Source organism: Ruegeria sp. YKSE079 (assembly GCF_059612845.1).
On record NZ_JBXWRJ010000014.1, the window covers coordinates 30,339 to 53,886 of the forward strand.

Consider the following 23,548-nt stretch of genomic DNA (forward strand, 5'->3'; position numbering starts at 1 on the left):
TCATGCCAGTAGCGGGTTGGCGAAGAGCAGCAGGAGCGCAATCACCAGACAATAGATTGCCGTCGTCTCGATCATCGCAAGCCCAACGAACAGCGTGCGCGAAATCGTGTTTGCGGCATCGGGCTGACGGGCAATGGCATCCATCGCGGCGGCAACGGCGCGCCCCTCGGCAAGTGCGGGGCCGATAGCGCCGAAGGCCACCGCAAAGGCGGCGCAGAAGATACTGGCAAGCGGAGCATAGTCCATCATGAATCCTTTTTCGTTGTGGAAGGGGCAAGGTCGGTATTCGGTGGGGTGCGCGCGCCGTCCTCGACTGCGGAGGTGATGAACACCATCGCCAGCACCGCAAAGATGTAGGCCTGCACCAGCCCGGTCAGCAGATCGAGCGCCATCAATGGGATCGGTACCAGCAGGCCCGCCAGCGAGGCGACGATGCCAATGACGAACACGCCGCTCATCACGTTGCCGAACAGTCGGACGAACATGGAAAAGACCCGCGTCAGGCTTTGCAGGATGTTCAGCGGGATCATCACCGGATTGGGCGCGGCGAAAGTTTTCAGCCAGCCGCCAACGCCGCCCGCGCGTATGCCGAACCAGATCACGGACAGGAACACCAGAACGGCGAGGGCTGCGTCGGTTTCAAGCTGTGCGGTCGGAGGGTCGACCCCCGGGACAAGCGAGGACCAATTCGCCACGAGGATGAACACAAAGAGCGTGCCGATAAACCCTCGGTAGGGTGCGGGCGCCGCGCCCGTTGTCTCGTTAATCTGGGTGTCGAGCGTGGCGACCATCAGTTCCAGCGCGGCCTGCCGCCGGGTTGGTCTGAGGTCTAAGCGGCGGGTCAGGGCAAAAGCCCCGAACACCAGTATCGCCATGATCGCCCATGTCGTGACGATGGCTTGCGTGATCGGAACCGGTCCAATCTGGAACAGGACGGTGGAGTCGAGCGGAGAGTTCATGGTTGGGTTCCCCGCAGGTTGCGCAGCATGATCCACCGAGCGCAAAGAACGCCCGCAAGGGTCGCCAAAAGGGCAAGGCCGCCTGCCAGCACGGCGATGAAGAACCCGGTGGCCAGAAGCGAGATGCGCGCGAGGGTCAGGACGACCGCCCCGAGCGGTTGGCCACCACCCACGATCAGGTTGGCAGTCTCGCGCAGTGCGCGGAAATAGCCCCATCCGATGAAGAACCCACCCAGAAAGCAAACCGGAAGAAGGACGATTAGCGGGAGAGTGGAGGGATCGGTCATCGTGCGTTCATCCATTTCCAAGCGGTCCAGCCGCCTATGCAAAGCCCGAGCAGCATCATCGGGGCGCTCCAGAAGATGCCCGTCTCAAATTGCGTATCGAGCCAGCGTCCGAAGAACAGGCCCGCCAGAGTCGGCACCACGAAGATCCAGCCCAGCACGCCGATCTGCGCCAAACGTCGACCGACGGACATGTCACCTTCTCGCAGCCATTTCTCGTGACGGCTGCGATGCTTGCGGATTTCCTCGATCAGAGGATCAGTTTCGGGGGGCTTTGATGGGTCTTCGGTCATCGGAACCGTCCCGTATCCGCGCCCTGGCGCAACCTGCTGACCATCTGGCGGATGGCGTCCATCTGCAGGCGCATCGTCTCGACATGTTCGACCCGTTCTTCGTCGGCGTCGGTCTGAAACCGGGTCAGAACCTCCGCGTCCAGCGTGGCCAGATCGTCGCCCGCTACGGCCTCGCGGGTTGCGATCGCGACACTGCTACCGCCAGTCACAGTCAGCACCCCGCCGCGCAATGCGCAGAACCGCTCGAGACCGACGGTCTTCCAACTGAGGATGGAAACCGAGAGCGCGGTCAGGAATGGGGCGTGGCCTGGCCGAATGCCGAAGCTGCCGCTAGCGTCCTGAGCCCGCAAGCTTTCGGCATCCTCGTCCACAACGACGGACAGGGGGGTCACGATCCGCAATCTCATGCAGCGGCCTCGGCGTCGGTGGCTTCCGAGGCATTTGCGGCGGCCTCTTTCTGTCTTGCGTCCTCCAGCGTTCCGACCATGTAGAGCGAGCTTTCGGACCACGCGTCGGCTTCGCCGTCCAGAATGGCGCGGCACCCCGACAAGGTCTCGGAGAGGGGCACGCTGGCGCCCGGTGTGCCGGTAAAGGCCTCGGTCACCATGAAGGGCTGGGTCAGGAACCGTTGCAACCGGCGTGCGCGTTTGACGATCAAGCGGTCGGCGGTGCCCAGTTCCTCGCCCCCCAGAAGTGAAATGATGTCAGTTAACTCGCGGAACCTTGCGAGCGCCTGCCGGACCGCCTCGGCGGTCTGGTAATGCTCGTCACCGACAACCAGCGGATCGAGCAGCATCGATGACGAGCCCAGCGGATCAATCGCCGGATAAAACCCCTCGGACGCCTGGGCGCGGGACAACATGATGACGCAATCCATGTGCCCGGAAATCGTGGTCACAGCGGGGTCCGTGAAATCGTCGGCAGGCACATAGACCGCCTGAATGGCGGTCACGGCAGAGCCTGCCACAGAGGCAATACGCTCTTGCAGGCCCGCCACTTCGGTCGCAAGCGTCGGCTGGTAGCCCACGCGCGAGGGAAGGCGGCCCAAAAGGCTCGATACCTCGGCCCCGGCCTGAACAAAGCGGAATACGTTATCCATTAGAAGAAGGACGTTCTTGTGCTTCTGGTCGCGGAAGTATTCCGAAATCGTCAAGGCTGTCAGCGGAGCCCGCCAGCGCGCTCCGGGTGGCTCGTTCATTTGGCCGTAGACCAGCACGGTGCGCTCCAGCACGCCCGAGTCCTGCATTTCAGTCAGTAGCTCATGCCCTTCGCGTGATCTCTCACCGACGCCCGCGAAGACCGAGATACCTTCGTATTTCTCGACCATGGCGCTGATCAGTTCCATCACCAAAACGGTCTTGCCCACGCCTGCGCCGCCGAACATCGCGGCCTTGCCGCCCTGAGCCATCGGCGTCAGCAGGTCGATCACCTTGATCCCCGTCTCGAACACATCGGTGGCGCCAGTCTGGGATTTCAGAAGCGGTGGCAGGGCGTGGATCGACCGTCGCGGTGTATCGTCAGGAAGGGCAGGCCCGTCGTCCTGCACGTTGCCCACGACATCCAGAAGCCTTCCAAGAACGGCTTCGCCCACGGGCACGGTAACCGACCCGCCGCTGGAATGAACCAAAACGCCACGGGCAAGGCCCGCGGTGGATTGGAACGCCACCGCGCGTATTGTCTTTTGATCGAGGTGGCTGTGGACTTCGAGAGTAAGGACGGTCGGGCGGTCCCATTTCACGACCAGGGCAGAATTGATCGGTGGCAGCTCGGCCCCGGCAAAGACAACATCTACAACCGCCCCTCTGACGGCATGCACAACACCGTCGAGAGGCAAGCCGCAATCATCCACCTGTGCGCCGTTCCCGACCCGGGTAGTGTCCATGTTCGGTGTCTGATCTGAGCTTTTGGGTGTCAAACGGGGCCTCTTAGTTTGCCTGTCGCGGGCAGCCAGTCAGAAAACAACAGCCTGCGGGGAACACTTGAAAGCAGCATAGAATTTTCAGCGTCGGTGGGCGCTAACCTGCATCAATGCGTCCACCACGGTCGTTTGCCACACAGGGCGTATGCGCCGCTCCGGCTTTGGTCAGCACGAACAGATCAATCCAGAAGAGGCGGTCAGACACAAAACGCATAAGCATAGGACCGCAAAGATGACCAAGCGCACGCCGCAGCCCCAAGCACCTACGCCAGACGCACAGCAGGTCCAACTTCCCGCCAAGATCGCCGCTGCGTCACAGCAGAAAGCCGAGTCAAAAGAGGCGCATTCGCATGAAAACCTTGATCGCGCGTCACGGGCAGCGGTCGCCTATATGTCGGCCGGCGTGTCGCCGCATGCGTTCATCGAAGCCTGGAGCGATTGGGCACAGCATCTGGCCAAGGCTCCGGGTCGCCAGCTTGAACTGGCCGAGCGCGCGCAGGAAAACATGACAAGGCTGTTAGGGCAGTCGCTTTTGCCAAACAGCGACGCGGAACCGGCCTTTGTGCCAAAGGCCTACGATCATCGTTTCCGGCATCCCGGATGGGAAAAGCCGCCGTTCAGAAACATGCAGCAGGGGTTTCTCGCGGTGCAGGACTGGTGGGATTATGCAACCGACCATCTGCGCGGATTGCGTCCTGAGGATGCAGACAGGACCCGCTTCATGGCGCGCCAGGTGTTGGACCTGTTGTCTCCGTCCAATTTCCCCGCCCTTAATCCCGAGATCATCGAGGAAACGCGCAAGAGCAGCGGCAAGAATTTGGTGGAGGGTGCGCGCAACTTCATGCATGATTTTGTAAACACCGTTGCTCAGGTCCATGAACCCGCACCAGAGGGCTTTCAGATCGGTAAGGATCTGGCCTGTACACCCGGCGAGGTGGTGTTCCGCAATGATCTTTTCGAGTTGATCCAGTATGCGCCACAGACCGATAAAGTGCAGGCCGAGCCGATCCTGATCGTTCCGGCCTGGATCATGAAGTACTATATTCTTGATCTCTCGCCGCATAATTCAATGGTCAAACACCTTGTGGATCAGGGATTTACCGTCTTCATGATTTCGTGGTGCAACCCGACCGCTGATCAAGCAGACCTGTCGCTGGAGGACTACCGCGAACGCGGCGTGATCGCGGCTCTCGATGCGGTGAATGCCATCGTGCCGGAGCGCAAGGTTCATGCGGTCGGCTATTGCTTGGGTGGCACAATCCTCGCGATCGCGGCGGCCACGATGGCGCGTGAAAACGACGAACGGCTTGCGTCGATCTCGCTCATGGCAGCACAGGTCGACTTTGCCGAGGCGGGCGAGTTGCTGTTGTTTCTGGATGAAAGCCAGATCGCATTCCTCGAGGACATGATGTGGGAGAAAGGCTATCTTGACCGGCCCCAAATGGCGCGCGCCTTTTCTGCTATCAGGTCGGAAGACCTTATCTATTCCCGTGCCGTGCGGCGCTATTACCTTGGGAAAGAGGACCTGCCGACCGACATGGGAGTCTGGGTTTCGGACACGACCCGGATGCCAGCCCGAATGCATTCAGAGTATCTGCGCGGCCTGTTCCTTGAAAACCGGCTGACGGCAGGCCGGTTTGCCGTCAACGGACGAGTGATCGCGCTCAAGGACATCTCGGCTCCGATATTCGCCGTGGGCACAGAAACCGACCACATCGCGCCGTGGAAGTCCGTCTACAAAACCCAACTGTTTACCGACAGCGATATGACTTTTGTTTTGACGAGCGGCGGCCACAACAGCGGGATCATAAACGAGCCAAAGCTGGCGCGCGGTCACCATCGGATCTCGCGTCGTACTGCCGGGTCTCTTTACGTGGGTCCCGAAGCTTGGGTTGCGCAAAATACGCCGCAACCAGGCTCTTGGTGGCCCGCGTGGACGACCTGGCTGGAAGAGAATAGCAGCGGTGTCACGCCGGCACCCTCCGTCGGTGTGCCAGATAAGGGCTTGGTCCCACTCGTGTCGGCACCTGGCGCCTACGTTCACCAAACCTGATACCACGCCCACTTTTGACGGTGGTAGGCCGCAGTGAGTGGACGCGTCATCGGGCCATGAAACGAAGCGGCGCGATTCATGAACCCCGTGGTGGGGACTTTCGACCTAAGGCGGATAATGGCCAACCGCACCGCAGTGAAGATAAACGTAGCACGCAGCTAACGCCGATCAGTGCGGTGAAGATTTATCTGCGGCACACACGTTCGTGTCGTCCAGCCAGACGATGAAATGAACGGAGAGGCGTCATGATCGGATATGTTGCGAATATCGAGGAACTGACGGAAGAAAACACCGACTTTCGGCGTGTTCTTTATTCAGGAACAAAGCTGCAACTGGTTCTGATGTCACTCGAGCCGGGGACTGAAATCGGTGGCGAGATACACGCTGACACGGACCAGTTCTTTCGCATCGAAGACGGCAAGGGACGTGTCGTGATCGACGGCACGCCGCACAAGGTTGGCCCCGGCGATGGTGTGGTTGTGCCCGCAGGTGCCCATCACAACGTGATCTGCACGGGCCATGAGGCGCTCAAGCTTTATACCCTTTACGGTCCACCGCATCACGAGGACCAACTGGTTCAAAAGACCAAGGCCGAGGCGGATGCATCCGACGAGGCTTTCTCGGGAGAAGCCACCGAGCAGACGGCAGAGGTGGTCCGGGTATCGGCCCAAACATGATGCGCGATGCATTCAGGCCGCTCTCGGACAGAAGGTCAGGCGGCACAATACCCCACTCCCCAACAAACAAAGGAAATCAAAATGTCACTTGATAGCAAGACGAACCCTCAAGCTACCGCCGCAACTGATATCGAGGCGGTCAGCCGTCAATTGGCCGCCCTGCGAGAGGATTTGTCGCGACTCAGCGAGACTGTCAGCGGGATCGCGGGACGGCGCGGCAGCCGCATGGCCGCGGACATCGCGGAAGGCTTTGACGAAGCGAAGCATTATGCAGCAAGCAAGGGCCGCTCTGCAGAGGCGCAACTGGAGGAGTCCGTTGCGGCCCACCCTTTCATGACAATTGGCCTCGCCGCGGGTGCGGGTTTTTTGGTTGGCGCCCTGTCGCGGCGCTGATGGGTATTGCCGATCTTGCTTGCTCTGGCCGGGGGACTGACCGCAGCCGCAGGAGTGGCGTTCCTGACGGCCTGGGCGTATCTCACGCTCAGTATCGCGGTAGGGCAAGGTCCGGCGTCCCTCTTGATCGGCCTCGGATTAACAATTTTGGCTGCGGTCCTTCTGGTCTTCGCCAGAAGTCGATTTGCGAAAAGGGCTCTGACCGACCCACCGGTCTCCCAACCGGCGGCACCTGCAACCGGCGAAACCGGATTAGCCTCTCAGATTGCGTTCACGGCAGCATTTGTTCTGGCGCGATCCCTGGGCGAGGGCAGGCGGGACTGAAATTGGCCCGGTTCACCCAAGTTGGCGCGCCACGATTCAATCTGTGCAGCCTCTCCCAGAATTATCCATTTGCAGGAGACTCATAATGACCTTTGATTTCAACGACGAGACAGCCATCGTGACTGGTGCGGCGTCGGGAATTGGTGCCGCAATTGCGCAGGATCTGGCAGGCTCTGGGGCTAGGGTTATCTTGGTGGATATGGACGAGGCGGGGATGGCCGCCGTGGTCAAAAAGATCGAGGCATCCGGTGGCACCGCTTTCATCCACAAGACCGACACAAGTGCTGCCGCTGATGTGGAGGCTCCTGTGGCTTTTGCTGTAGCGCAGACGGGTGGACTGCACCTGCTTGTCAACAATGCTGGTATTGGTGGCCCTGCGCACCCGGTTGGGGAATATCCTCTGGATGGATGGCAGCAGGTCATCGACGTCAACCTGACCGGTGTGTTTCATGGCATGCGCTTTGGCCTTCCCGAAATGGTCAAGGCGGGCGGCGGCGCGATCGTCAATATGGCGTCTATCCTCGGGTCGGTCGGTTTTGCGACGGCCGGTGCCTATGTCGCCGCGAAACATGGGGTCGTTGGCCTGACAAAGGTCGCGGCCATCGAATGCGCGAAGGCCGGGGTTCGGGTAAACGCGGTTGGTCCGGGCTTCATCGCGACGCCGCTTCTGGAAAAGAACCTCGACGCAGCGGCGCTGGACGGCATCGCCGCCCTGCACCCAATCGGGCGGCTCGGTGAGGCTGCGGAGGTGTCGGCGATGACCTGTTTCCTGCTCTCGGATCAGGCCAGTTTCATCACTGGAAGCTACCACCTCGTCGACGGGGGCTATACCGCGCAGTAAGCACCCGCTGCGTGGGCCTAACCGGTAACAACCCCATCGCCCACGACGATCTGTCGCCGACAGAAACCGGCAATCTTTTCGTCATGGGTCGAGATAAGGAAGGTCGTGCCTTCCTCGCGGTTGATTTGTCCGATCAGGTCCATCACCTGGTTTGCCGAGTCTCGGTCGAGGTTCCCGGTCGGCTCGTCCGCCAGCACCAGTTCCGGGCTGTTCATCAAGGCACGGGCAACAGCGACTCGTTGCTTTTGCCCGCCCGAAAGGTTGGCCGAGGGGAATTCGATGCGGTCGGCGAGCCCCATGCGGGACAAGAGATCGCGGCCACGCGCACGGGCGGCAGGCGTCTCGCGCCCTTCACGTACGGCCGTGGGGAAGACCACGTTTTCGAGCGCGGTGAAATCCGGCAAAAGGTTGTGGAACTGGAAAACGAAGCCGATGTGGGCATTGCGAAACTCAGTCAGGGCCCAGTCATCGGCGGAAATCATGTCCTCGCCCAGCATGACATAGCTGCCCGATGTCGGCTTCATCAAGGTGCCCAGTATCGTCAAGAGCGTGCTCTTGCCCGACCCCGACGGCCCCAGCAGTGCCGCCATCTCGCCGGTGTCCAGGCGCAAGGAAAGGCCGCGCAGGACCCGTGTCGCGGCCTCTCCCGTCCCGTAGGTCTTGAACAGGTCGGTTACCTCCAGAAGCGCGCTCATTGGCCTATCGCCGTGACGGGATCCACGCGGGCGGCCGAACGTGCGGGCAGGATCGAGGCGAGGATCGCGCCGATCACGGTCAGCGTGATGGCCAGGCCATAGGATCCTTGCGTGATGTCCATCGGCAGGGTTCCCGGCTCAAACGCGTCGCGCGACGGAAACGGCAGAAGGGCAAGGTATCCCAGCGCCGCGCCCATGATACCTCCCATCAGCCCGATCAGCGCGCCCTGCGTGACGAAGACGAAGATGACGAACCCGCGCCCGGCTCCCATCGCGCGCATGATCCCGATCTCGGGGCGGCGGCGGTAGGTCGACAGCAAGAGCGCCGAGGCGACGCCGATCACGATGGTGATGAGCGCGAAGGTTTTGAGGAAATACCCGGTCTGCGCCTGTGCGTTCAGCGCCTCCATCAGTTGCTCCGCCCCGTCCGTCCAGGGCACCGCGTCAAGGCCCGTCAGGGCGCGGATCCGCAGGGCCGTGGCATCGGCCGCGTTCAGATCGTCCAGCTTGATCTCGATCCGCGTGATGCCTTGCGGCATGGCATAGAGCGTCCGGGCGGTCGCCAGGCTGACGAAGGCCCGCGCGCTGTCCATGCCGCCATTGCCGGTCTTGAAGATACCGCTGAGCGTCAGCGCCGCCGTGACACCGTTCGAGCTTTCAAGCCGCAGCGTCTGGCCGATCGACAGCGCCAGATCATCGGCCAGATCGCGACCCAGCACGATCAGGCCCGACCCAAGCCGCACATCCCCCTCGACCATGTAGCCCGCCAGATCGAGGATGGCGGATTCGCGACCCGACTCCACCCCGGTCACGCTGACCTGTGCGACCTGCGCCCCGCGCGTGACGAACCCCGCGCCGCTGATCTGCGGCGAGACGGCCCTGACCCCCGGAACCCCTTCGATCAGGGGCAGCCAGGTCGCGGCCTCGGACAGCGTCGCGGTACGCGTGCGCCCCCGTTCGGCCACGACCAGCACATGGCCCTCGGGCGAGATCAGCACGGACGGGTCGTCGGTCTCGGCCTCGATGGTGATATGGCTGATGTCGCCGACGGTGCGCGACAAGATGAATTCGGCCAGCCCCCCGATCAGGGCCGACATGAAGATGAAGATGAACACGCCCACCGCCACGCCTGTGACCAACAGGGCCGTCTGGGCCTTGCTCGCCGTCAGGTACCGGGTCGCGATCTTCAGGACATAGAGCATCAGGGTTGATCCACCGCGACCGTCTGCCCATCCGCGATGCCTGTGGCGTCCACGATCACCGCCTCGCCCGCCTCAAGGCCCCCGGTCACGATCAGGCGCGCGGCTGGCCAGTCCACCACCGTCACGGGCCGCAACTCCGCCACGTCGTCCGACACCACGAAAACCCCGTCGCCGTTCAGCAGGGCGGTGCGCGGCACGGTCATCGCGGCCTCGCGCTGCTCGACGATGATATTCGTCGCCACGGTAAGGCCGATGGGGGCCGAAACCGGGCTGTCGAAGGCGATCTTAATGGCAAGGCCCCCGGTGGCCTCGTCCACGCGGTTCGACACGAAGCTGACGTGACCCTCGCGCGTGGTGGATTCCCCGGCCAGTTGCACGATGGCGGGCAGATCGACCTCGATCTGCGTCGCATAGGCCTCGTCCACATCCGCTTCGACGACCAGTTCCGTGAGATCGGCCAGGGTCAGCAAACGTGCCGACGGGCCCACGATCTGCCCCGCCTCGGCGTCAAGCTCAAGGACGGTACCCGCAACGGGCGCCCGGATCGTGTAGGTGCCAAGCACGATCTGCGCCTGGTCGAGCAGCGCGGTCAGGCGCGCCACCTCCTGTGCCGCGGATCGCAGGGCGAAGGCATCTGCCTCAAGCACGGTCCGAGCGACGTTGTCGCCCAGCACGACAGCGCGATCATAGGCCGCCGACACTTGTTGCTGCGTCACGAGCGCAGCGTCGAGCGCGGCCATGGCCTGCCGGACGGCGGCGGTCTGCGCGCCCGCATCGAGCTGCGCGAGGATCTGTTCTGCCTCGACCATGTCACCCTCTGCCACCGGAAGCTGCGCGAGGGTGCCGGAAACCACCGATCTGACATCGACGGACCGAACCGCCGCGATCCGGCCGTTGACGGCAAGCACACGCGTGACCGGGGCGAGGGTCGCGATCTCGACCGTGACAACGGTCGGCCGTGCCATCCAGACCTGCGACCAGACCAGGCCGCCAACCGCAAGGGCCAGCAGGCCCGCAACCCCCCAAAGCCATCGGCGACGCCTTTTGACAGGCGCGGGCGCGACCGGGCGCAGGGCTGGCACGCGCGGCGCGGATGCAGCCTCGTTTTCCGTTGCGGCGCGGGGGTTATCCCGTGTCTCCATGGTGTTTGCCGAGGCCAAGCTGGATCCTTTCCGAACGTCATTCCGCATGGGCGGAGTGATGGCTCCGATCAGACAGCGGCCGGGACAAGATATCCGGCCAGCGCGACCGCGCCCTGACATGGATCAGGGACGCCACCGGCATCGCCATGGCATTTAGAAAGGGAAGAGGCCACCTGCGCGCGCGTCGCCCGGCCTTGAGCCGGTTGTCCAATGGGAGGCCCCGATGCCCGACGATCCATATGAGGTGCTTGGCCTGACCAAGGCCGCATTGGCCGACGACATCAAGAAGGCGTATCGGAAACTGGTGCGGACAAGCCATCCTGACTTGCATCCCGACGATGCCGGGGCCGAGGCGCGGTTCAAGGCAATCTCTGCTGCCTATGAGATCCTGAAAGATCCCGAGACCCGCGCCCGATATGATGCGGGAGAGATCGACGGGCGCGGCGCAGAGCGCCCACAGCGGCAGTACTATCGTGATTTTGCAGACGCGTCGGATAACGCCTACCAGCAAACGCGCGGGTACGGGCAGAATGCCGATCCGGCTGACATCTTCGCGGAGATCCTGCGCAATCGTTCGCGGTCGTCCGGTGGCGACTTTTCTGACCGTGGGTTTTCAGCCCATGGCCCGGATGTGCGCTATACGCTTGAGGTGCCGTTTCTGGATGCAGCACGAGGTGCCGAGACCCGTATCACACTGCCGGATGGCCAGAGCCTCGCCGTCAAGATCCCAAGGGGCACCGAGGACGGCCAGACGCTCCGGTTGCGCGGAAAAGGCGCGCCCGGCTTCGGTGGTGGTCCGGCAGGGGATGCGCTCGTCACCGTTCTGGTGCGGCCCCACCCGGTGTTCCGTCGTGACGGCGACGACATTCTCCTGACGCTCCCGATCACCATCGACGAGGCTGTTCTCGGCGGCAAGGTCACGGCACCGACCATCGACGGCCCCGTAGGTCTCACCATTCCCCCGGGGACAAGCTCGGGCCAGGTTCTGCGTCTGCGGGCGCGCGGGGTCGCACGGGCAGGGCGCCAGACAAAGGGCGACCAGCGGGTCGAGCTGAAGATCGTCGCGCCGCCTGACGTGGACGTTGGACTGCGCGAGTTCCTTGCGGAATGGCGCAAGACCCATGCCTACGACCCGCGCGCCGATCTGAAGAAAGGGGCAGGGACATGACAGACCGCTATTCCGAAGACGACGTCGTTGCCAGCGTGACGCGGCTGACCCGCAGCCAGCTTGTCACCTTCATCGAATGTGATTTCGTCAGGCCAGAGCGCGAAGCGGGCGCGTATGTCTTTCGCCGCATCGATCTCGCGCGGCTGGAGCTTTTGTGCGATCTATCCCAAGATCTCGATCTGGATGAGACCGGCCTGGGCATCGTGATCTCGCTCATCGACCAATTGCACACCGCGCGGCAGGATCTCGCGACCATGGCACGCGTGATAGCCGCCCTGCCGGCCGAACTGCAGGCCCGGATCATGGCGGAAATGAAAAGGCCTTGAGCGGAATTCCAGCGGGACCGAGAAGCGGTGTTCCTACGTCCAACAAAACGCTACGCCTGTTCCCGGCGCCGACGTTGGCATGCGGGTCACGCAGCGCCTGCCCCATCAAAGAAGAATGGTTTTTCTTGTCGCATAATCGTCGCAACGTCTTTGCTAAGGTCTTTCTGAGACTCAGTCGCTTCTGGCGCCGATGGAAGATCGGATGGATTTGCTCTATGCTTCTTCTGGTTAGCAGATCTGGCTCAGCAAACCTTGTGCGGATACTGGCACCACAAATTACTTAACATAAACTTCATTATGCGCAAATATACTTAATGTTGCGATAGTACATTTTCGTATGTATGTTGAAGCCTGTCACAGAGGGTCCTCAGCATGCGTCATCTACTCAAGAAGCTCCTCCCCTCAGTCGCAGTCGCTTTGACTGTGACTATTTCTTCGTTGCCGATGCCCGCCCGCGCGCAGACATACCCGATCGATTGCGCGATCCTCCTGTGCCTGTCTGGCGGCTGGCCTGCTTCCGTCCCTTGCGCACGAGCGCGCGCCGAATTCATCCGACGCATTACGCCGTGGCCGGTGGAACCCCCGCTTCAAATCTGGCGCTGTCCTATGGGCGCGTCCTTTGAGACAGCTCCAGCAGCAAACAGTGTAGACCGCATCTTTGAAGCGTTCTTCCAGAACAACAGCACTGGACCGCGACAATCCTTTCCAGCGCGCGGCGCCGCTGACCCAATTGCGGCTGCTTGGCGCACCCCGGAAGCCCCAGACTACCTTGTTCCCGCCGATCAGGCCCTCCGGCTCGTTCAAGATCGCGCGGACATAGATATCAGCGGACCTGAATTCAACTTCGTGCGGTCCATCCGCGTCTTTGATGTCCGGTATGCGCGACAGCACGAATCCGGACGTGACGGCGACTGCAATCGTAGCGCCACCGTGGTCCTCGGCACATACGGAACCCAAGGCGATTTCGCTTGGCAGAGATCTTCCATTACCGCCCTGCCCGAAGCCCATGTGGGACTTGAACGATGGGGCCAGAATTGTCCTGGTATTTATCATCGATCCGTCTTCGTCGATTGGCGTGACTACGAGGGCAACTACGGCTTTGAACAGGTAAACTACTAAGCCAACGGCAATTGGCTGGGTCCGTGAGACCTGTTTCGCCGTCATGTGAAATGACACCTCGCGCGCCTGGTCGTCGAAGAGCAGATTGGCACTTCGGCAAACGCCGCGAGAACACCCTCCTCAGCCGCCCTCGTCTATCCCGATCCGCGTCAATCCGTCGAAGTCAATTTCCTGCTTTTGTTCCGCAGTAAGATCCGGCCGGATTTCCGACACCGGCTGTGGCCCGTGGACGTCCCACATCACCGCATGCCCGCCTGTACTCCAGCGATACACCCAACCAACCACGCTGCACCCATCGGTCCCGATCAGATTGGCGATCGCGACGCCCTCACCTTTATCATCGTTCACTGTTTACTGACTTCCTGCACTCTGGCGCTGAATTTGCGGCATGGTGTCATAAGGCGCTCACTCGCGCCGTAGGCCGCACGTGGTGGATGTTGGCTAACTGCTCTTCATTGAGGTAGCTGATCTCACGCGGGGACATCCAAAGCGGAACGCCCCAAAATTGAATTGCTTTCAAATCTTGTGGTCGGGCTCCGTGGCGGCTTCGACGATCGCCAGAACCTCCGATAGGTCGAAGCCAAGCGCTCGGGACAATACGATGAACTCGACAACGTCGATCCGTCGCTGGCCACTTTCAATGCGCGCGACGAGAGACTGATGACAGTCGAGCCTGTCCGCCAAGTCTTTCTGCCCCAGACCCGCGTGTTTTCGGGCCTCGACCAAAGACTGACAAAGGGCCAGATGCCCGGTACTCCAGATTGTTTTCGACACGCGTCACATACCTTTTGTGACGTCGCTAGCGGATGAAATCTGTTATCTAAAAAGTAGATATTTGAGGTTGTTATCGGCGTCTGGTTTCCAAGGGTTGCAAGTCTGGTGCATGCCCAGAAGCCCATCAATCCCCCACCAGTTCGAGAAACCGACCGTAGTCCTGACTGACTTCGCGGGCTTCCTCAAAAGCACGCGCACGCTCCTGCTCGAGGCAGCGAAAGTAGTCCTGAATGTCCGCGATGTAGACCTCAAAGTCGCGTCGGATGATGTCCGCATAATCCCGGGCCGCTTGCGAATCGCTTGGGACAAAAGGCCGGACCGGGGCAAGACAGGATCCGGCTTGGCTTGCGACCGGAACGAGCATCAGCAAGGCCACAGCCTGCATCGTCACCCATCGGCTCAACCGCAGGTTTCTGAAACCCCTATTTTCCTTGATAGACGCCAATGGCCGTGCCTAGAGTTTGAGTAACCGAGATACAGCCGTATCTGCCGCATTATATCTTGCGGTTAATAATATACTATCGTAACACTGGGCTTCAAGTGGGAATGCCCAGGCGTTGCGCGTTTGAAGAAAGCATGAGCCGGGCCATGAACTGGGACATCGAAGCACCAAATGTGGTTACGGAAGCACGTTTCCGCGAACTCGTGGAAAGCGGCTATAGCGCTGAAATCCTCTGCCAGGAGTCGGCACACAAGAAGGGCCCCAGCTATTATGGGGTCTGGATCATGCGTGTCGTCTCTGACGAGGGCGTGGAAAAGCTGCTTGTTACTGCGCGCACCCGGACGACTTACAACGACATCAAGATCCGCGAATTCAAAACCATCACCGGCGTGGTTTCCTTCCTCATCGGGATCGGCTTCTCCCATGCCGATGTGCCGCTCGAAGAAGGCCAGCGGACGACACACAAGCTGGCTGCAACCGACAAGGGCGGCAGCAAGTAGCCTCCTCCTTATCTGGTATCTCGCGGGTCCCGCCACTGCGCAGATGGTACTGGTCATGGAGAGCGATGGCTCTCTGACCCCGTCCCGCTCCCAGGACAGCTTTGCCCGCAACTACAATGACGGCATTGGTCAGAGGTCCGCTGCTGATGAGCTGGCGATCCTCGGTGAGACTGACCTTGGACCAGACGAAATCCAGATAGCAGCCCTCTCGCGGCCTGCGCCCCTGCCCCGCGCCGATGTTCTCTCGGCCATCGAGACCACTGCGCTACGCTACGCCGGGCATCCCGGGCTGCGCCGCGCGGATCTCTCGGTTCGTGGTTGGCTGACCCTCTACCGCGCCAATATCGAGGTCGAGAGCGCCTACCGGCAGGATGCGATCTCGAGTGCAGGCGCAATTGGCCTTGGTCAATTGATGCCCGCGACCGCGCGCGATCTCCGCGTTGACCCGCGTGACCCTCAACAAAACCTCGACGGCTCCGCCCGATACCTCGCGATGATGCTGGAGACGTTCGGCGATCCGCGTCTTGCCCTCGCTGCCTACAACGCCGGCCCGGATTCGGTCCGCCAGTATGGCGGCATTCCCCCCTACCGAGAAACCCAGAACCACGTGGCCCGTGTCATGGCCGTCGTCGCCCGATTGGAAGGATCAAATTCATGAGACAGATCTCACACCTATTCGTCGCCTCACTGGCGATCTTCCTGCTCCTTGCCGAACCGGCCCTCGCACAAAGCATCGATCTCTCACCGATTCAGAGCCTGTTGCAGGGCATCGTCGATGCGTTAACCGGCCCGCTTGGTGTGGTGATCGCCACGCTTGCCGTGCTGGGCGTTTTCTTGAGCTGGTTCTTCAATATCATCGATCTGCGTCAGGCGCTCTGGGTCCTCGTCGGGATCGCTGGTGTTGCGGCCGCTCCCACCATCGTCGCCGCGGTTTTCGCCGGTGGCTGAGCGCTCGCCTCTCTTTCTGGGCCTCGTGCGCCCGCCGAAGCTTCTGGGCCTGCCCATCATGTACGCGATGGTCTGGCTTTTCGGCTCGGTGCTCTTGTTCGTCTGGGTCCAGCACATTGCGGTGCTGGGCGTAGCCGCCCTGCTCTACCCGGTTCTCTGGAAGGCCGCGGACTGGGATCCGCGTTTCATCGACGTGATGATGACGGCGCTGCAAGAGACGCCGCCCACGCGGAACCGCTCCATCCACGGCGGGGACAGCTATGCCCCGTGAAGCCGCGCTTGATCTCCGCACGATGACGCCGGAGTGGTATGCGCGCGAGACCCGCCTCGCGCACATGCTGCCCTATGTGAGCCTCGTCGATCACCAGACCGTGCGGACCCGGGTCAACGAGCTTTTCCAGTGCATCCGGCTCGACGGGGTCAATAGCTATACGACCGATGACGCCTATCTCGACAAGGTGACCGCGCTCTTTGCCCGGATCATTGCGCAATTGGGGCCGGAGTTCAGCTATTACGTCCATAAGGTCTCGAAGGCGATCACGCCGGACCTCGAGCCGCTGCGCGAGGACAGTTTCGCGGGAGAAGTCGACCGGCTCTGGCGCAAGAAGCTAGAGACCAGCGGGCTGCGCGACAAGACGCTCACCCTTACGATCATCCATCGCCCGCCTCCAAAAAGCGTCCTGCCATTCCTGAACCGCAGCGCGCCGGATCGCCTCAAGGAAGCGACCGAGAAGCGCCTTCGCCGATTGGGCGAGGCCGTGAACGTGTTCCTGTCTGGCCTGACGGAGCTTAACCCACGTGTGCTTTCGGCCAAGTCCGGCGAGTTGATTGGCTTCCTAGGGGCCCTCAACACTGGCCAGGAACTGCCGCTCTATCCGGCGAACACCTATGGCTTCCTGTCCTTCAACGTCGCCAACACGCGAGTGACGTTTCAAGGCGATCACTTCGAACTCTCCGAAGGCGTCGTGGGACACCGCTACGGCAAGAGTTTCACCATCGGGGAATACTCGGAAGGCACCTCCTGCACCATGTTCGACATGCTGAACCTGCCGGTCGACATGATCGTCACGCATTCCTTCACGCCGATCAATTCGAACCTCATGGCGGGCCGGATCAAGCGCCAGAAGCGCCAGATGCAGGCCAGCCAGGACGCGGCCCTCTCGCTCATGGAAGCCCTCGATATCGCTGCCGATGATCTGGAGGCCAAGCGGCAGAGCTTCGGCGAGCACCACATGGTCGTGACGATTTTCTGCGATACGTTGGACGAATTGCAGACTCTTAGCGCCGAGATCGTAAACGCCGCCGCCGCCGAAGGTGTTAAGATGATCGGTGAGCGCGTCGCTGCCAAGGCGCATTACCTCAGCCAGCATCCCGGAAACCAGCCAAAACGGGTGCGCGCAAGCGCCGTCACCAATCGCAACTTCGCGGATTTCGCGGCGTTCCATCGGACCCAACTCGGCAAGCCGGCAGGGAAAACACCCTGGGGCAAGGTCATCACCTATCTGCCCACACCCGAACAAAGCGCCTACCGGTTTTCCTATCACGAACAGGGTAGCCCCGAAAAAGAACCGACCAGCGGGCATACGCTCATCATGGGACGGCCCGGGTCTGGCAAATCGGTGCTGTCGGCATTCCTCATGACACAGGCCCGTCGAGCAGGGGCGCGGATCTTCGTCTTCGATTACCGTCTCGGTATGGAGATGGCGGTCCGCGCAAATGGCGGGCGCTATGCATCTTTGAAAGCAGGGCAGCCCACGGGCCTTAACCCACTCTGGACCGAAACCGATAGTCGCGGCACAGCATGGCTGTCGGACTGGCTCGCCACCCTACTCTATCGTTCCGACAAGCCGCTGACGCCGGCGCAGACCAACCGCATCCAGGAAGTCGTCCGCCAGAACGCACAAGCCACGAACCCGGCCCTGCGCAACTGGCGGGATTTCGCATCGCTCTTTGTGTCCACCGATGATGGCGGCGATCTGCACCAGCGCCTGCTCGAGTGGACCGAAGAGGGCCGCTACGGCTGGATTTTCGGACAGACGCTGGAAGACACCTTCTCGCTGAAGGGCGATGTGGTTGGCTTCGATCTGACCGGCATTCTCGACAGCGAGGCCGAGAAGGAACGCATGGCGGTCCTCTCCTATCTCTTCCGCCGGGTTGAGCGCGAGATCGAGGATCGCCGCCCCACCATCATCGTCATCGACGAGGCCTGGAAGGCGCTCGATAACGCGTATTTCGCCGAGCGGCTGTCGAACTGGCTCGTGACCGCGCGCAAGCAGAACACCGTTGCGGTGATGATGACGCAATACGCCAGCCAGCTCGAGCGCACCCGAACCGGCAAGACCATCGTCGAAGCGGTGCCCACACAAATCCTGCTTCCGAACATCCGCGCCCATGCCGCCGATTACGCGATGCTGAACCTCTATGAGAAGGAACTCGATGTGCTTCTCAACACCGGCAGCGACAGCCGCCTTGCGCTCATCCGCGACGACCAGGGCTCGATCGTCGTCGATGCCGATCTGAGCGCCCTCGGGCCCAATCTCACCATCCTCGGCGGCATGGAAAAAGGCGAGGCGCTTGTCGGCGCCGATTACCGCAACCGCCCGGACTTCTGGAGGCTTTCATGATCCGTATCTTGTTATTGCTTGCCGCCCTCGGCGCTTTGGCCTCCTGCGCCCAGTATCAGGAACCGCAGGCCAATTGCTTCACCTTCCTCGCCTCAACGGCCCCCGTCGCGCCGGATTGCACTTTCACGCCCCTCGGCGCACCGGAGGACGACATTGAAGTCTAGCCTGCCCCATATCTTGGCCCTTTGCCTGCTGCCCGGTCTCGCCTCGCCCCAAGGCGTGCCGACCAATGACAGTGGGCTGACCGCGCGCGATATCGTCGAGACCGGCGATCGCGAGGCCGACTTGGCCGTTCAGGCGGACAAGCTTGCCGTGCGCGAACTCATCGCCGAGATCGAACGGGAGCAGCTGGAAACACTGCAGCGCATCCTCGATGCCCAGACCAGCTTTGGCGGTCAGGGCCTGCCGGCCATGGTCTCCCGGCTGGAAAGTGGCAGCGGCGACCCGAACCGTTCCGTCGAGGCCGTCTATGGCAATGCCGAAATCGATCCCAATCCCGGCGGCGCGCAGATGTTCGGGGATGCGGCAGAAAATATCGAGCAGCTCATCATCCGCGTCGCTCAGGAGACCAGCGGGTTTGCCGGTGTTGGCCGCGCTGGTCTCTCCCCGGTTCAATGGCGGGCTCTGCTGCAGGCTCTTATCTGGCAGGAAAGCCGCTTCACTATCGGTGCCCGTTCACCCGTCGGCGCCTTCGGTCTCACCCAGATCATGCCTGGCACCGCCAGCGATCTCGGTATCAATCCGGAATACTATGACAGCCCCTACCTACAGGTGCATGGCGGCGCGCGCTATCTCGCGGCCCAGCTCAACACCTTCGACGGCAATATCATCAATGCACTCGCCGCCTATAACGCCGGACCAGGCCGCGTGTTCGAATATGGGGGCGTGCCGCCTTTCGCCGAGACACTGCATTACGTTCAGGTCATCCCCGAACGCTATAATCTGTACCTGAGCCGTATCGGCGGGATCGAAGCGCTCGGCACGATTGATCCGGCGTTACTGGCCAATGCCAACCTCTCGATCACCGGGCATGGGGCCGCCTTTTATGGTAACAACTCCCCCGCCGCGATCCGACAGGCCGCCCTGCGCATTGCGGATATCGTCGAGCAGATTTCCGAGACGGAAGATGTTCAAGAAAGCATCGCGCTCAACACCTATGCCCGCGCTGAACTCGTGCGTCTCGTCGCCGCGCGCATCCGGCTACAGGCGGCGCGGACCCGCGTGCTCTCCGCCGAAGAGTTGGCCCAGGCCAGCGCTCGCATGGCCGAGGGCGCGTTCATGGAATTCACGATCAGGGAGATAGACCGATGAGAGATTTGCTCGTGAGAACGGCCTTGGCCACGACGCTTGGGATCGGTTTGCATGTCGGCACCCTGTCCCCTGCCCAGGCGCAAGGTGTGCCCGTCGTCGACACTCAGAACATCGCGCAAAACATCCAGCAGCTCCGGCAGATGATCGAAGACGAGATCCTGCAAAACGAGCAGCTGACGCAGCTCCGTGAACAGCTTGCCACTCTCACGGACCAACTCGCGGAGCTGCAACGCACCTATGAAGCCCTCACCCGCCTCGCCGAACTGCCGGAAATCATCCGCACCGAGATGGAGGACGAGCTGAACGGCTTGCTCGATCAGGAGTTCGGCGACATCCTTGCGACGATCGAAGCCATCAAGACCGGAGACTTCTCTGGCCTCTCTGGTTCCAGCGCGGGCGAGATTGAAACACAGATGGACCGGGTGCTGGCCGATCTCGGCTTTGACGAGGACACCCTCTCGAAAATGGCCACGAGCGGCAATCCCGGAGCCAATCGCGTGGCAACCCAAGCCACAACCGGCGCACTCGTCTCGGCCGCCGCCCAGAACAGCTATGAGGACGCCGGCCAGTCGCTGGAACGTGTCGACCGGCTGGTCGGGCTGATCGATGACATGGACGAACTCAAGGAAAGCATCGATCTCAACACGCGCGTCACGGCGGAACTCGCGATCGCGCTTGTCGCTATGTGGCAGCTCGAAGCGGTGCAGACCGTGGGCGATGGCACCGGTGGCGTGATCGATGCTGCCACCATTGCCGAAGAGCAGCGCTTCATGGACTTCACGCTGCCGGATCTGCGCGCAGATTGATTGTGGAGGCATGAGTGGTGGCGACTGAACATGAAATCATCGAGGAAGAGCTGGTCTATGGCGCGCTGCGCCGCGAACGGCTCTGGCAGCGCCTTGGTCTCATCGGGCTCATCTTTGGCATTCTCGGATGCCTGAGCGCGGCGGCTGTCGCGATCCTCGATGTAGATCCGCCACCTGTGGTCGTGCCCTATGATCCCGCCACCGGCTTTGCCCTGCCGGAGGCCTCGGTGGGCGCGACATCGGTCACAGCCAACCAGGCGATCATCGAGGCGGAGGTGTTCCGCTATGTGGCCGACCGGGAGGTCTATAACCAGCTCGACAACGATCTGCGCATCCGCAGCGTCTTGCGCCGCTCGGATGGTACTGCCGAGAGCGGGCTGCGCCAGATCTGGAACAGCGCCAATGAGAACTACCCGCCGACAGTTTATGGCCCCAATGCCCGGCTTGATGTGGAAATCCTCAGCATCAACCGGATCGGTACGAACCGCGCCACCGTGCGCCTGCGCAAGCGCCTGACCTCCATCAACGGCGTCCAGACAGGCCTTTTCACCGCCACGCTTCTCTTCGAGTTCAGCCCCGAAACCCGTCGCTCCATCGATGAGGTCTGGACCAACCCCTTCGGCTTCACGGTCCTCGAGTATTCCATCCGCTCCGACAGATTGGAGAACTGACGTTGTTGTTCACAAGATCGCTTGTTTTTGTCATTGCCCTGTTGCCCGGCCTTGCCTCCGCCGAAGCCATCCCGCGCGGTGGACCCAATGACAACCGTGTGCGGCTGGCAACCTATCAGGAGAGCCAGGTCTATCGCCTCAATGTCTCGCTCACGCATGTGACCACCATCGAGTTCGGCGAAGGCGAGAGCATCCGTTCGATCATCGCCGGCGACACGGAAGGCTTCGAGATTGACGGCGTGCCCGGCGGTCAGGCCTTCGCGATCAAGCCGGTGGCGCGCGGTGTCCATACAAACGTTACCATCTACACGAACAGGCGGAGCTACTATTTCAACGTCCAGGAGGTCCGCAGCCCAACCTTCTACGTGGTGCAGTTCCGCTATCCGGACGACAATGCGCGCCCGACCCGGGCCATCGCCGCCCAAGCACCAAACTACAATTACGGTGCCAGCGCGCGGACCGAGTTCACGCCAACCCGCATCTGGGATGACGGGACGTTCACGTATTTCGAATTTCCGCAGAACGCGCCGGTGCCTGCGATCTTCCGCTACGCGAATGGCCGAGAACGGACGGTCAACACACAAGCTACCGAGGACGGCGTGATCCGGGTTTCCGGGGTGAACAGTCAATGGGTGCTGCGGATCGGTGACGAGGTGGTTTGCATCGAGGCAACGCCGCCTGCGGGGGTGGGATCATGAGCGACACTGGAAACGCGGAACTTGAGAAACGCCTCGCTGCTCTCGAGCAAGGCAAAGGCGCAGCATCGCCCCCTACCCCTCGGCGCTCGCCACTGCTCGCATTGGCCGTTGTCCTCGTGATAGCCGCTGGCGGCTCCCTACTCTATCACCTGTCCCAACCCGAGGAAGAGGAAGCCCTGCCCACAGCGACACCGGACGTGTTCCAGAACGAAGGCGACGGGTTCGGCGCCATCGAGACCTTGCCCCCGCCCGAGCCCGAGGTTGTGTTCGTCGGACCAGACCCCGTCGAGCCCAACGCGGAGCTTCTGGCGCAGATCACCGCCCTGCAGGCTCAGATCGAGGAGTTGCGCAACGCCCCCGAACCGGTCGTCGAGGAAGACACCGCCGCCGCAGAGGCGATCGACGCGCTGACCGCTCAGATCGCTGCGCTACAAGCCGCCTCGGAAGCCGCACAGCAACGATTCCAGGACGAACTGACGGCGCGGGATCGCGGCCTTGAGCAACTCCGCATGGATCTGGAACTGGCCCAACTCGAGGCCAGCCGACCCCAAGCCGCGCCAGCGGGCCCCACGGAAGATGAGCTGCGCGCACGCGAGCAAGAGCGACTGCGCCGGGAGGAAGAAGGCCGGCGCATGGCCGAACTGGAGCGCCGCGCCGCGGAGGAACGCGCCTTCCAGGAGCGGCGCATCGCCTCGCCCACCATCGCGTTTGGCGGCACGTCCGGAGCGAATGAAACGGCTCTGACCGAACGCACTTTTGGCGAGGTGACGGATTTCGTGCTGAACGGTGCGTTGCCCTCCACCGTGACGCAGGCCGAGGTGATCGCCAATCCCTCCAACACGATTCTACAGGGCACCATGATCCAGGCCGTCATGGAAACTGCCCTTGACAGCTCCCTGCCCGGCCAGACCCGTGCCGTGGTGTCCGAGGATGTCTACAGCGTCGATGGCGTGCGCCTCTTGATCCCCCGCGGATCCCGTCTCGTCGGGCGCTACCGCACTGGCGTCGATATCGCGCAGCGCCGCGTCACGATCGCCTGGGACCGGATCATCCTGCCCGACAACCAGACCGTCCAGATCAGCTCCTTCGGAGGTGATGAACTGGGCCGTTCTGGCGTCACCGGTTTCGTGGACACACGCTTCGCCGAGCGTTTCGGGTCGGCCGCCCTGATCTCGCTGATCTCCGCAGCACCCAGTGCCGCCGCCTCCGAAGCCCAGGATGAGACTGCCGCCGAGGCTCTCGAAGACGTTGGCGATGATCTGGCAGATGCCACGGACAGCGTCATCGGCGATTACCTCTCCATCGGCCCCGTCATCTATGTCGACCAGGGCGCCCGCGTCACGGTCATGGTCGACCGCGATCTGGAGATATTCTGAGCCC

30 protein-coding genes are annotated in these 23,548 nt (G+C 61.9%); 18 read left to right on the top strand and 12 right to left on the bottom strand.

Annotation, left to right across the window (positions count from 1 at the left end; genetic code table 11):
- From AC2FMY_RS13970 to atpD, 6 genes are read right to left on the bottom strand one after another with little or no spacing between them, the layout of a single operon-like run.
- Positions 1-246 (bottom strand): F0F1 ATP synthase subunit C, encoded by a 246-nt coding sequence (locus AC2FMY_RS13970; RefSeq protein WP_213633090.1) that lies wholly within the window; start codon positions 244-246, stop codon positions 1-3.
- Positions 246-959, bottom strand: a complete 714-nt coding sequence (locus AC2FMY_RS13975; protein ID WP_496807564.1) for a F0F1 ATP synthase subunit A — start codon at positions 957-959, stop codon at positions 246-248. Before AC2FMY_RS13975 ends, AC2FMY_RS13970 begins: the two co-directional genes overlap by 1 nt.
- Entirely contained in the window at positions 956-1,246 is a 291-nt protein-coding gene (locus tag AC2FMY_RS13980) for an N-ATPase subunit AtpR (protein ID WP_496807565.1), read from the bottom strand. The genes AC2FMY_RS13975 and AC2FMY_RS13980 overlap by 4 nt, the downstream gene beginning before the upstream one ends.
- Positions 1,243-1,536 (bottom strand): AtpZ/AtpI family protein, encoded by a 294-nt coding sequence (locus AC2FMY_RS13985; protein ID WP_496807566.1) that lies wholly within the window; start codon positions 1,534-1,536, stop codon positions 1,243-1,245. The genes AC2FMY_RS13980 and AC2FMY_RS13985 overlap by 4 nt, the downstream gene beginning before the upstream one ends.
- Positions 1,533-1,943, bottom strand: a complete 411-nt coding sequence (locus tag AC2FMY_RS13990) for a F0F1 ATP synthase subunit epsilon (protein WP_496807567.1) — start codon at positions 1,941-1,943, stop codon at positions 1,533-1,535. Before AC2FMY_RS13990 ends, AC2FMY_RS13985 begins: the two co-directional genes overlap by 4 nt.
- Entirely contained in the window at positions 1,940-3,418 is a 1,479-nt protein-coding gene (gene atpD / locus AC2FMY_RS13995; RefSeq protein ID WP_496807568.1) for a F0F1 ATP synthase subunit beta, read from the bottom strand. The genes AC2FMY_RS13990 and atpD overlap by 4 nt, the downstream gene beginning before the upstream one ends.
- 268 nt (positions 3,419-3,686) lie before the next feature.
- Between atpD and AC2FMY_RS14000 the strand changes: the two genes are divergently transcribed.
- The 4 genes from AC2FMY_RS14000 to AC2FMY_RS14015 all read left to right on the top strand — a co-directional run bounded on the left by AC2FMY_RS14000 (position 3,687) and on the right by AC2FMY_RS14015 (position 7,742).
- Positions 3,687-5,507, top strand: a complete 1,821-nt coding sequence (locus tag AC2FMY_RS14000) for a PHA/PHB synthase family protein (protein ID WP_496807569.1) — start codon at positions 3,687-3,689, stop codon at positions 5,505-5,507.
- 245 nt (positions 5,508-5,752) lie between these two features.
- Positions 5,753-6,184, top strand: a complete 432-nt coding sequence (locus AC2FMY_RS14005; RefSeq protein WP_456039443.1) for a cupin domain-containing protein — start codon at positions 5,753-5,755, stop codon at positions 6,182-6,184.
- An 81-nt stretch (positions 6,185-6,265) separates the two neighbouring features.
- Complete coding sequence (locus AC2FMY_RS14010) at positions 6,266-6,577, top strand: ElaB/YgaM/YqjD family protein (protein ID WP_496807570.1); 312 nt, start codon at positions 6,266-6,268, stop codon at positions 6,575-6,577.
- 409 nt (positions 6,578-6,986) lie between these two features.
- On the top strand, positions 6,987-7,742 hold the full coding sequence (locus tag AC2FMY_RS14015; protein WP_496807571.1) for an SDR family NAD(P)-dependent oxidoreductase: 756 nt from the start codon (positions 6,987-6,989) through the stop codon (positions 7,740-7,742).
- A gap of 17 nt (positions 7,743-7,759) precedes the next feature.
- Here the strand turns inward: AC2FMY_RS14015 and AC2FMY_RS14020 are convergent, their stop codons facing one another.
- Genes AC2FMY_RS14020 through AC2FMY_RS14030 form a run of 3 tightly spaced genes read right to left on the bottom strand, consistent with a single transcriptional unit; the run spans position 7,760 to position 10,829 of the window.
- Entirely contained in the window at positions 7,760-8,437 is a 678-nt protein-coding gene (locus tag AC2FMY_RS14020; RefSeq protein ID WP_496807572.1) for an ABC transporter ATP-binding protein, read from the bottom strand.
- Positions 8,434-9,639: an ABC transporter permease gene (locus AC2FMY_RS14025; RefSeq protein ID WP_496807573.1), complete on the bottom strand. Its 1,206-nt coding sequence runs from the start codon at positions 9,637-9,639 to the stop codon at positions 8,434-8,436. Before AC2FMY_RS14025 ends, AC2FMY_RS14020 begins: the two co-directional genes overlap by 4 nt.
- The gene (locus AC2FMY_RS14030; protein ID WP_496807574.1) at positions 9,639-10,829 is read right to left on the bottom strand and encodes an efflux RND transporter periplasmic adaptor subunit; all 1,191 of its coding nucleotides are present in this window, start codon (positions 10,827-10,829) and stop codon (positions 9,639-9,641) included. The genes AC2FMY_RS14025 and AC2FMY_RS14030 overlap by 1 nt, the downstream gene beginning before the upstream one ends.
- A 175-nt stretch (positions 10,830-11,004) precedes the next feature.
- On the opposite strand from AC2FMY_RS14030, the gene AC2FMY_RS14035 reads away from it, so the two are divergent.
- The 3 genes from AC2FMY_RS14035 to AC2FMY_RS14045 all read left to right on the top strand — a co-directional run bounded on the left by AC2FMY_RS14035 (position 11,005) and on the right by AC2FMY_RS14045 (position 13,394).
- Positions 11,005-11,949 carry a DnaJ C-terminal domain-containing protein gene (locus tag AC2FMY_RS14035; RefSeq protein ID WP_496807575.1) on the top strand — a complete coding sequence of 315 codons (945 nt, stop codon included), beginning with the start codon at positions 11,005-11,007 and terminating at the stop codon, positions 11,947-11,949.
- Complete coding sequence (locus AC2FMY_RS14040; RefSeq protein ID WP_496807576.1) at positions 11,946-12,275, top strand: chaperone modulator CbpM; 330 nt, start codon at positions 11,946-11,948, stop codon at positions 12,273-12,275. Before AC2FMY_RS14035 ends, AC2FMY_RS14040 begins: the two co-directional genes overlap by 4 nt.
- Before the next feature lie 372 nt (positions 12,276-12,647).
- A complete protein-coding gene (locus AC2FMY_RS14045) occupies positions 12,648-13,394 on the top strand; it encodes a hypothetical protein (RefSeq protein WP_496807577.1) in 747 nt (248 codons plus the stop codon).
- A gap of 120 nt (positions 13,395-13,514) precedes the next feature.
- On the opposite strand, the gene AC2FMY_RS14050 is transcribed toward AC2FMY_RS14045, so the two are convergent.
- The 3 genes from AC2FMY_RS14050 to AC2FMY_RS14060 all read right to left on the bottom strand — a co-directional run bounded on the left by AC2FMY_RS14050 (position 13,515) and on the right by AC2FMY_RS14060 (position 14,553).
- Complete coding sequence (locus tag AC2FMY_RS14050) at positions 13,515-13,742, bottom strand: hypothetical protein (RefSeq protein WP_496807578.1); 228 nt, start codon at positions 13,740-13,742, stop codon at positions 13,515-13,517.
- Positions 13,743-13,910: 168 nt separating this feature from the next.
- Positions 13,911-14,168, bottom strand: a complete 258-nt coding sequence (locus AC2FMY_RS14055) for a helix-turn-helix domain-containing protein (RefSeq protein ID WP_093994222.1) — start codon at positions 14,166-14,168, stop codon at positions 13,911-13,913.
- Positions 14,169-14,292: 124 nt separating this feature from the next.
- Positions 14,293-14,553 (bottom strand): hypothetical protein, encoded by a 261-nt coding sequence (locus AC2FMY_RS14060; protein WP_035252604.1) that lies wholly within the window; start codon positions 14,551-14,553, stop codon positions 14,293-14,295.
- Between the two features lie 203 nt (positions 14,554-14,756).
- Here AC2FMY_RS14060 and AC2FMY_RS14065 point away from each other — a divergent pair, with 203 nt between their 5' ends.
- Genes AC2FMY_RS14065 through AC2FMY_RS14115 form a run of 11 tightly spaced genes read left to right on the top strand, consistent with a single transcriptional unit; the run spans position 14,757 to position 23,544 of the window.
- Entirely contained in the window at positions 14,757-15,110 is a 354-nt protein-coding gene (locus AC2FMY_RS14065; protein WP_012187165.1) for a hypothetical protein, read from the top strand.
- A 43-nt stretch (positions 15,111-15,153) separates the two neighbouring features.
- Positions 15,154-15,768, top strand: a complete 615-nt coding sequence (locus AC2FMY_RS14070; protein ID WP_496807579.1) for a lytic transglycosylase domain-containing protein — start codon at positions 15,154-15,156, stop codon at positions 15,766-15,768.
- Positions 15,765-16,058, top strand: a complete 294-nt coding sequence (locus tag AC2FMY_RS14075) for a TrbC/VirB2 family protein (protein WP_496807580.1) — start codon at positions 15,765-15,767, stop codon at positions 16,056-16,058. Before AC2FMY_RS14070 ends, AC2FMY_RS14075 begins: the two co-directional genes overlap by 4 nt.
- A complete protein-coding gene (locus tag AC2FMY_RS14080) occupies positions 16,051-16,329 on the top strand; it encodes a VirB3 family type IV secretion system protein (RefSeq protein WP_008327373.1) in 279 nt (92 codons plus the stop codon). Before AC2FMY_RS14075 ends, AC2FMY_RS14080 begins: the two co-directional genes overlap by 8 nt.
- Positions 16,319-18,682 carry a VirB4 family type IV secretion/conjugal transfer ATPase gene (locus AC2FMY_RS14085; protein WP_496807581.1) on the top strand — a complete coding sequence of 788 codons (2,364 nt, stop codon included), beginning with the start codon at positions 16,319-16,321 and terminating at the stop codon, positions 18,680-18,682. The genes AC2FMY_RS14080 and AC2FMY_RS14085 overlap by 11 nt, the downstream gene beginning before the upstream one ends.
- Positions 18,679-18,846, top strand: a complete 168-nt coding sequence (locus AC2FMY_RS14090) for a hypothetical protein (protein WP_496807582.1) — start codon at positions 18,679-18,681, stop codon at positions 18,844-18,846. Before AC2FMY_RS14085 ends, AC2FMY_RS14090 begins: the two co-directional genes overlap by 4 nt.
- Positions 18,836-19,993, top strand: a complete 1,158-nt coding sequence (locus AC2FMY_RS14095) for a lytic transglycosylase domain-containing protein (protein WP_496807583.1) — start codon at positions 18,836-18,838, stop codon at positions 19,991-19,993. Before AC2FMY_RS14090 ends, AC2FMY_RS14095 begins: the two co-directional genes overlap by 11 nt.
- Positions 19,990-20,799: a type IV secretion system protein gene (locus AC2FMY_RS14100; protein ID WP_496807584.1), complete on the top strand. Its 810-nt coding sequence runs from the start codon at positions 19,990-19,992 to the stop codon at positions 20,797-20,799. The genes AC2FMY_RS14095 and AC2FMY_RS14100 overlap by 4 nt, the downstream gene beginning before the upstream one ends.
- Before the next feature lie 17 nt (positions 20,800-20,816).
- Positions 20,817-21,470, top strand: a complete 654-nt coding sequence (locus tag AC2FMY_RS14105) for a VirB8 family type IV secretion system protein (protein ID WP_496807620.1) — start codon at positions 20,817-20,819, stop codon at positions 21,468-21,470.
- 2 nt (positions 21,471-21,472) lie between these two features.
- A complete protein-coding gene (locus tag AC2FMY_RS14110) occupies positions 21,473-22,168 on the top strand; it encodes a TrbG/VirB9 family P-type conjugative transfer protein (protein ID WP_496807585.1) in 696 nt (231 codons plus the stop codon).
- Entirely contained in the window at positions 22,165-23,544 is a 1,380-nt protein-coding gene (locus tag AC2FMY_RS14115; RefSeq protein WP_496807621.1) for a TraB/TrbI/VirB10 family type IV secretion system protein, read from the top strand. Before AC2FMY_RS14110 ends, AC2FMY_RS14115 begins: the two co-directional genes overlap by 4 nt.
- The last annotated feature ends 4 nt before the right edge of the window (positions 23,545-23,548 follow it).

Coding starts and splice junctions, on each gene's coding strand:
- AC2FMY_RS13990 (WP_496807567.1), bottom strand. CDS start 1,943: ATGAGATTGCGGATCGTGACCCCCCTGTCCGTCGTTGTGGACGAGGAT.
- AC2FMY_RS13970 (WP_213633090.1), bottom strand. CDS start 246: ATGGACTATGCTCCGCTTGCCAGTATCTTCTGCGCCGCCTTTGCGGTG.
- AC2FMY_RS14030 (WP_496807574.1), bottom strand. CDS start 10,829: ATGCGGAATGACGTTCGGAAAGGATCCAGCTTGGCCTCGGCAAACACC.
- AC2FMY_RS14075 (WP_496807580.1), top strand. CDS start 15,765: ATGAGACAGATCTCACACCTATTCGTCGCCTCACTGGCGATCTTCCTG.
- AC2FMY_RS13975 (WP_496807564.1), bottom strand. CDS start 959: ATGAACTCTCCGCTCGACTCCACCGTCCTGTTCCAGATTGGACCGGTT.
- AC2FMY_RS14015 (WP_496807571.1), top strand. CDS start 6,987: ATGACCTTTGATTTCAACGACGAGACAGCCATCGTGACTGGTGCGGCG.
- AC2FMY_RS14070 (WP_496807579.1), top strand. CDS start 15,154: ATGGTACTGGTCATGGAGAGCGATGGCTCTCTGACCCCGTCCCGCTCC.
- AC2FMY_RS14000 (WP_496807569.1), top strand. CDS start 3,687: ATGACCAAGCGCACGCCGCAGCCCCAAGCACCTACGCCAGACGCACAG.
- AC2FMY_RS14010 (WP_496807570.1), top strand. CDS start 6,266: ATGTCACTTGATAGCAAGACGAACCCTCAAGCTACCGCCGCAACTGAT.
- AC2FMY_RS14045 (WP_496807577.1), top strand. CDS start 12,648: ATGCGTCATCTACTCAAGAAGCTCCTCCCCTCAGTCGCAGTCGCTTTG.
- AC2FMY_RS14090 (WP_496807582.1), top strand. CDS start 18,679: ATGATCCGTATCTTGTTATTGCTTGCCGCCCTCGGCGCTTTGGCCTCC.
- AC2FMY_RS14060 (WP_035252604.1), bottom strand. CDS start 14,553: ATGCAGGCTGTGGCCTTGCTGATGCTCGTTCCGGTCGCAAGCCAAGCC.
- AC2FMY_RS14065 (WP_012187165.1), top strand. CDS start 14,757: ATGAACTGGGACATCGAAGCACCAAATGTGGTTACGGAAGCACGTTTC.
- AC2FMY_RS14005 (WP_456039443.1), top strand. CDS start 5,753: ATGATCGGATATGTTGCGAATATCGAGGAACTGACGGAAGAAAACACC.
- AC2FMY_RS14085 (WP_496807581.1), top strand. CDS start 16,319: ATGCCCCGTGAAGCCGCGCTTGATCTCCGCACGATGACGCCGGAGTGG.
- AC2FMY_RS13980 (WP_496807565.1), bottom strand. CDS start 1,246: ATGACCGATCCCTCCACTCTCCCGCTAATCGTCCTTCTTCCGGTTTGC.
- AC2FMY_RS14020 (WP_496807572.1), bottom strand. CDS start 8,437: ATGAGCGCGCTTCTGGAGGTAACCGACCTGTTCAAGACCTACGGGACG.
- AC2FMY_RS14100 (WP_496807584.1), top strand. CDS start 19,990: ATGAGAGATTTGCTCGTGAGAACGGCCTTGGCCACGACGCTTGGGATC.
- AC2FMY_RS14035 (WP_496807575.1), top strand. CDS start 11,005: ATGCCCGACGATCCATATGAGGTGCTTGGCCTGACCAAGGCCGCATTG.
- AC2FMY_RS13985 (WP_496807566.1), bottom strand. CDS start 1,536: ATGACCGAAGACCCATCAAAGCCCCCCGAAACTGATCCTCTGATCGAG.
- AC2FMY_RS14040 (WP_496807576.1), top strand. CDS start 11,946: ATGACAGACCGCTATTCCGAAGACGACGTCGTTGCCAGCGTGACGCGG.
- AC2FMY_RS14025 (WP_496807573.1), bottom strand. CDS start 9,639: ATGCTCTATGTCCTGAAGATCGCGACCCGGTACCTGACGGCGAGCAAG.
- AC2FMY_RS14115 (WP_496807621.1), top strand. CDS start 22,165: ATGAGCGACACTGGAAACGCGGAACTTGAGAAACGCCTCGCTGCTCTC.
- atpD (WP_496807568.1), bottom strand. CDS start 3,418: ATGGACACTACCCGGGTCGGGAACGGCGCACAGGTGGATGATTGCGGC.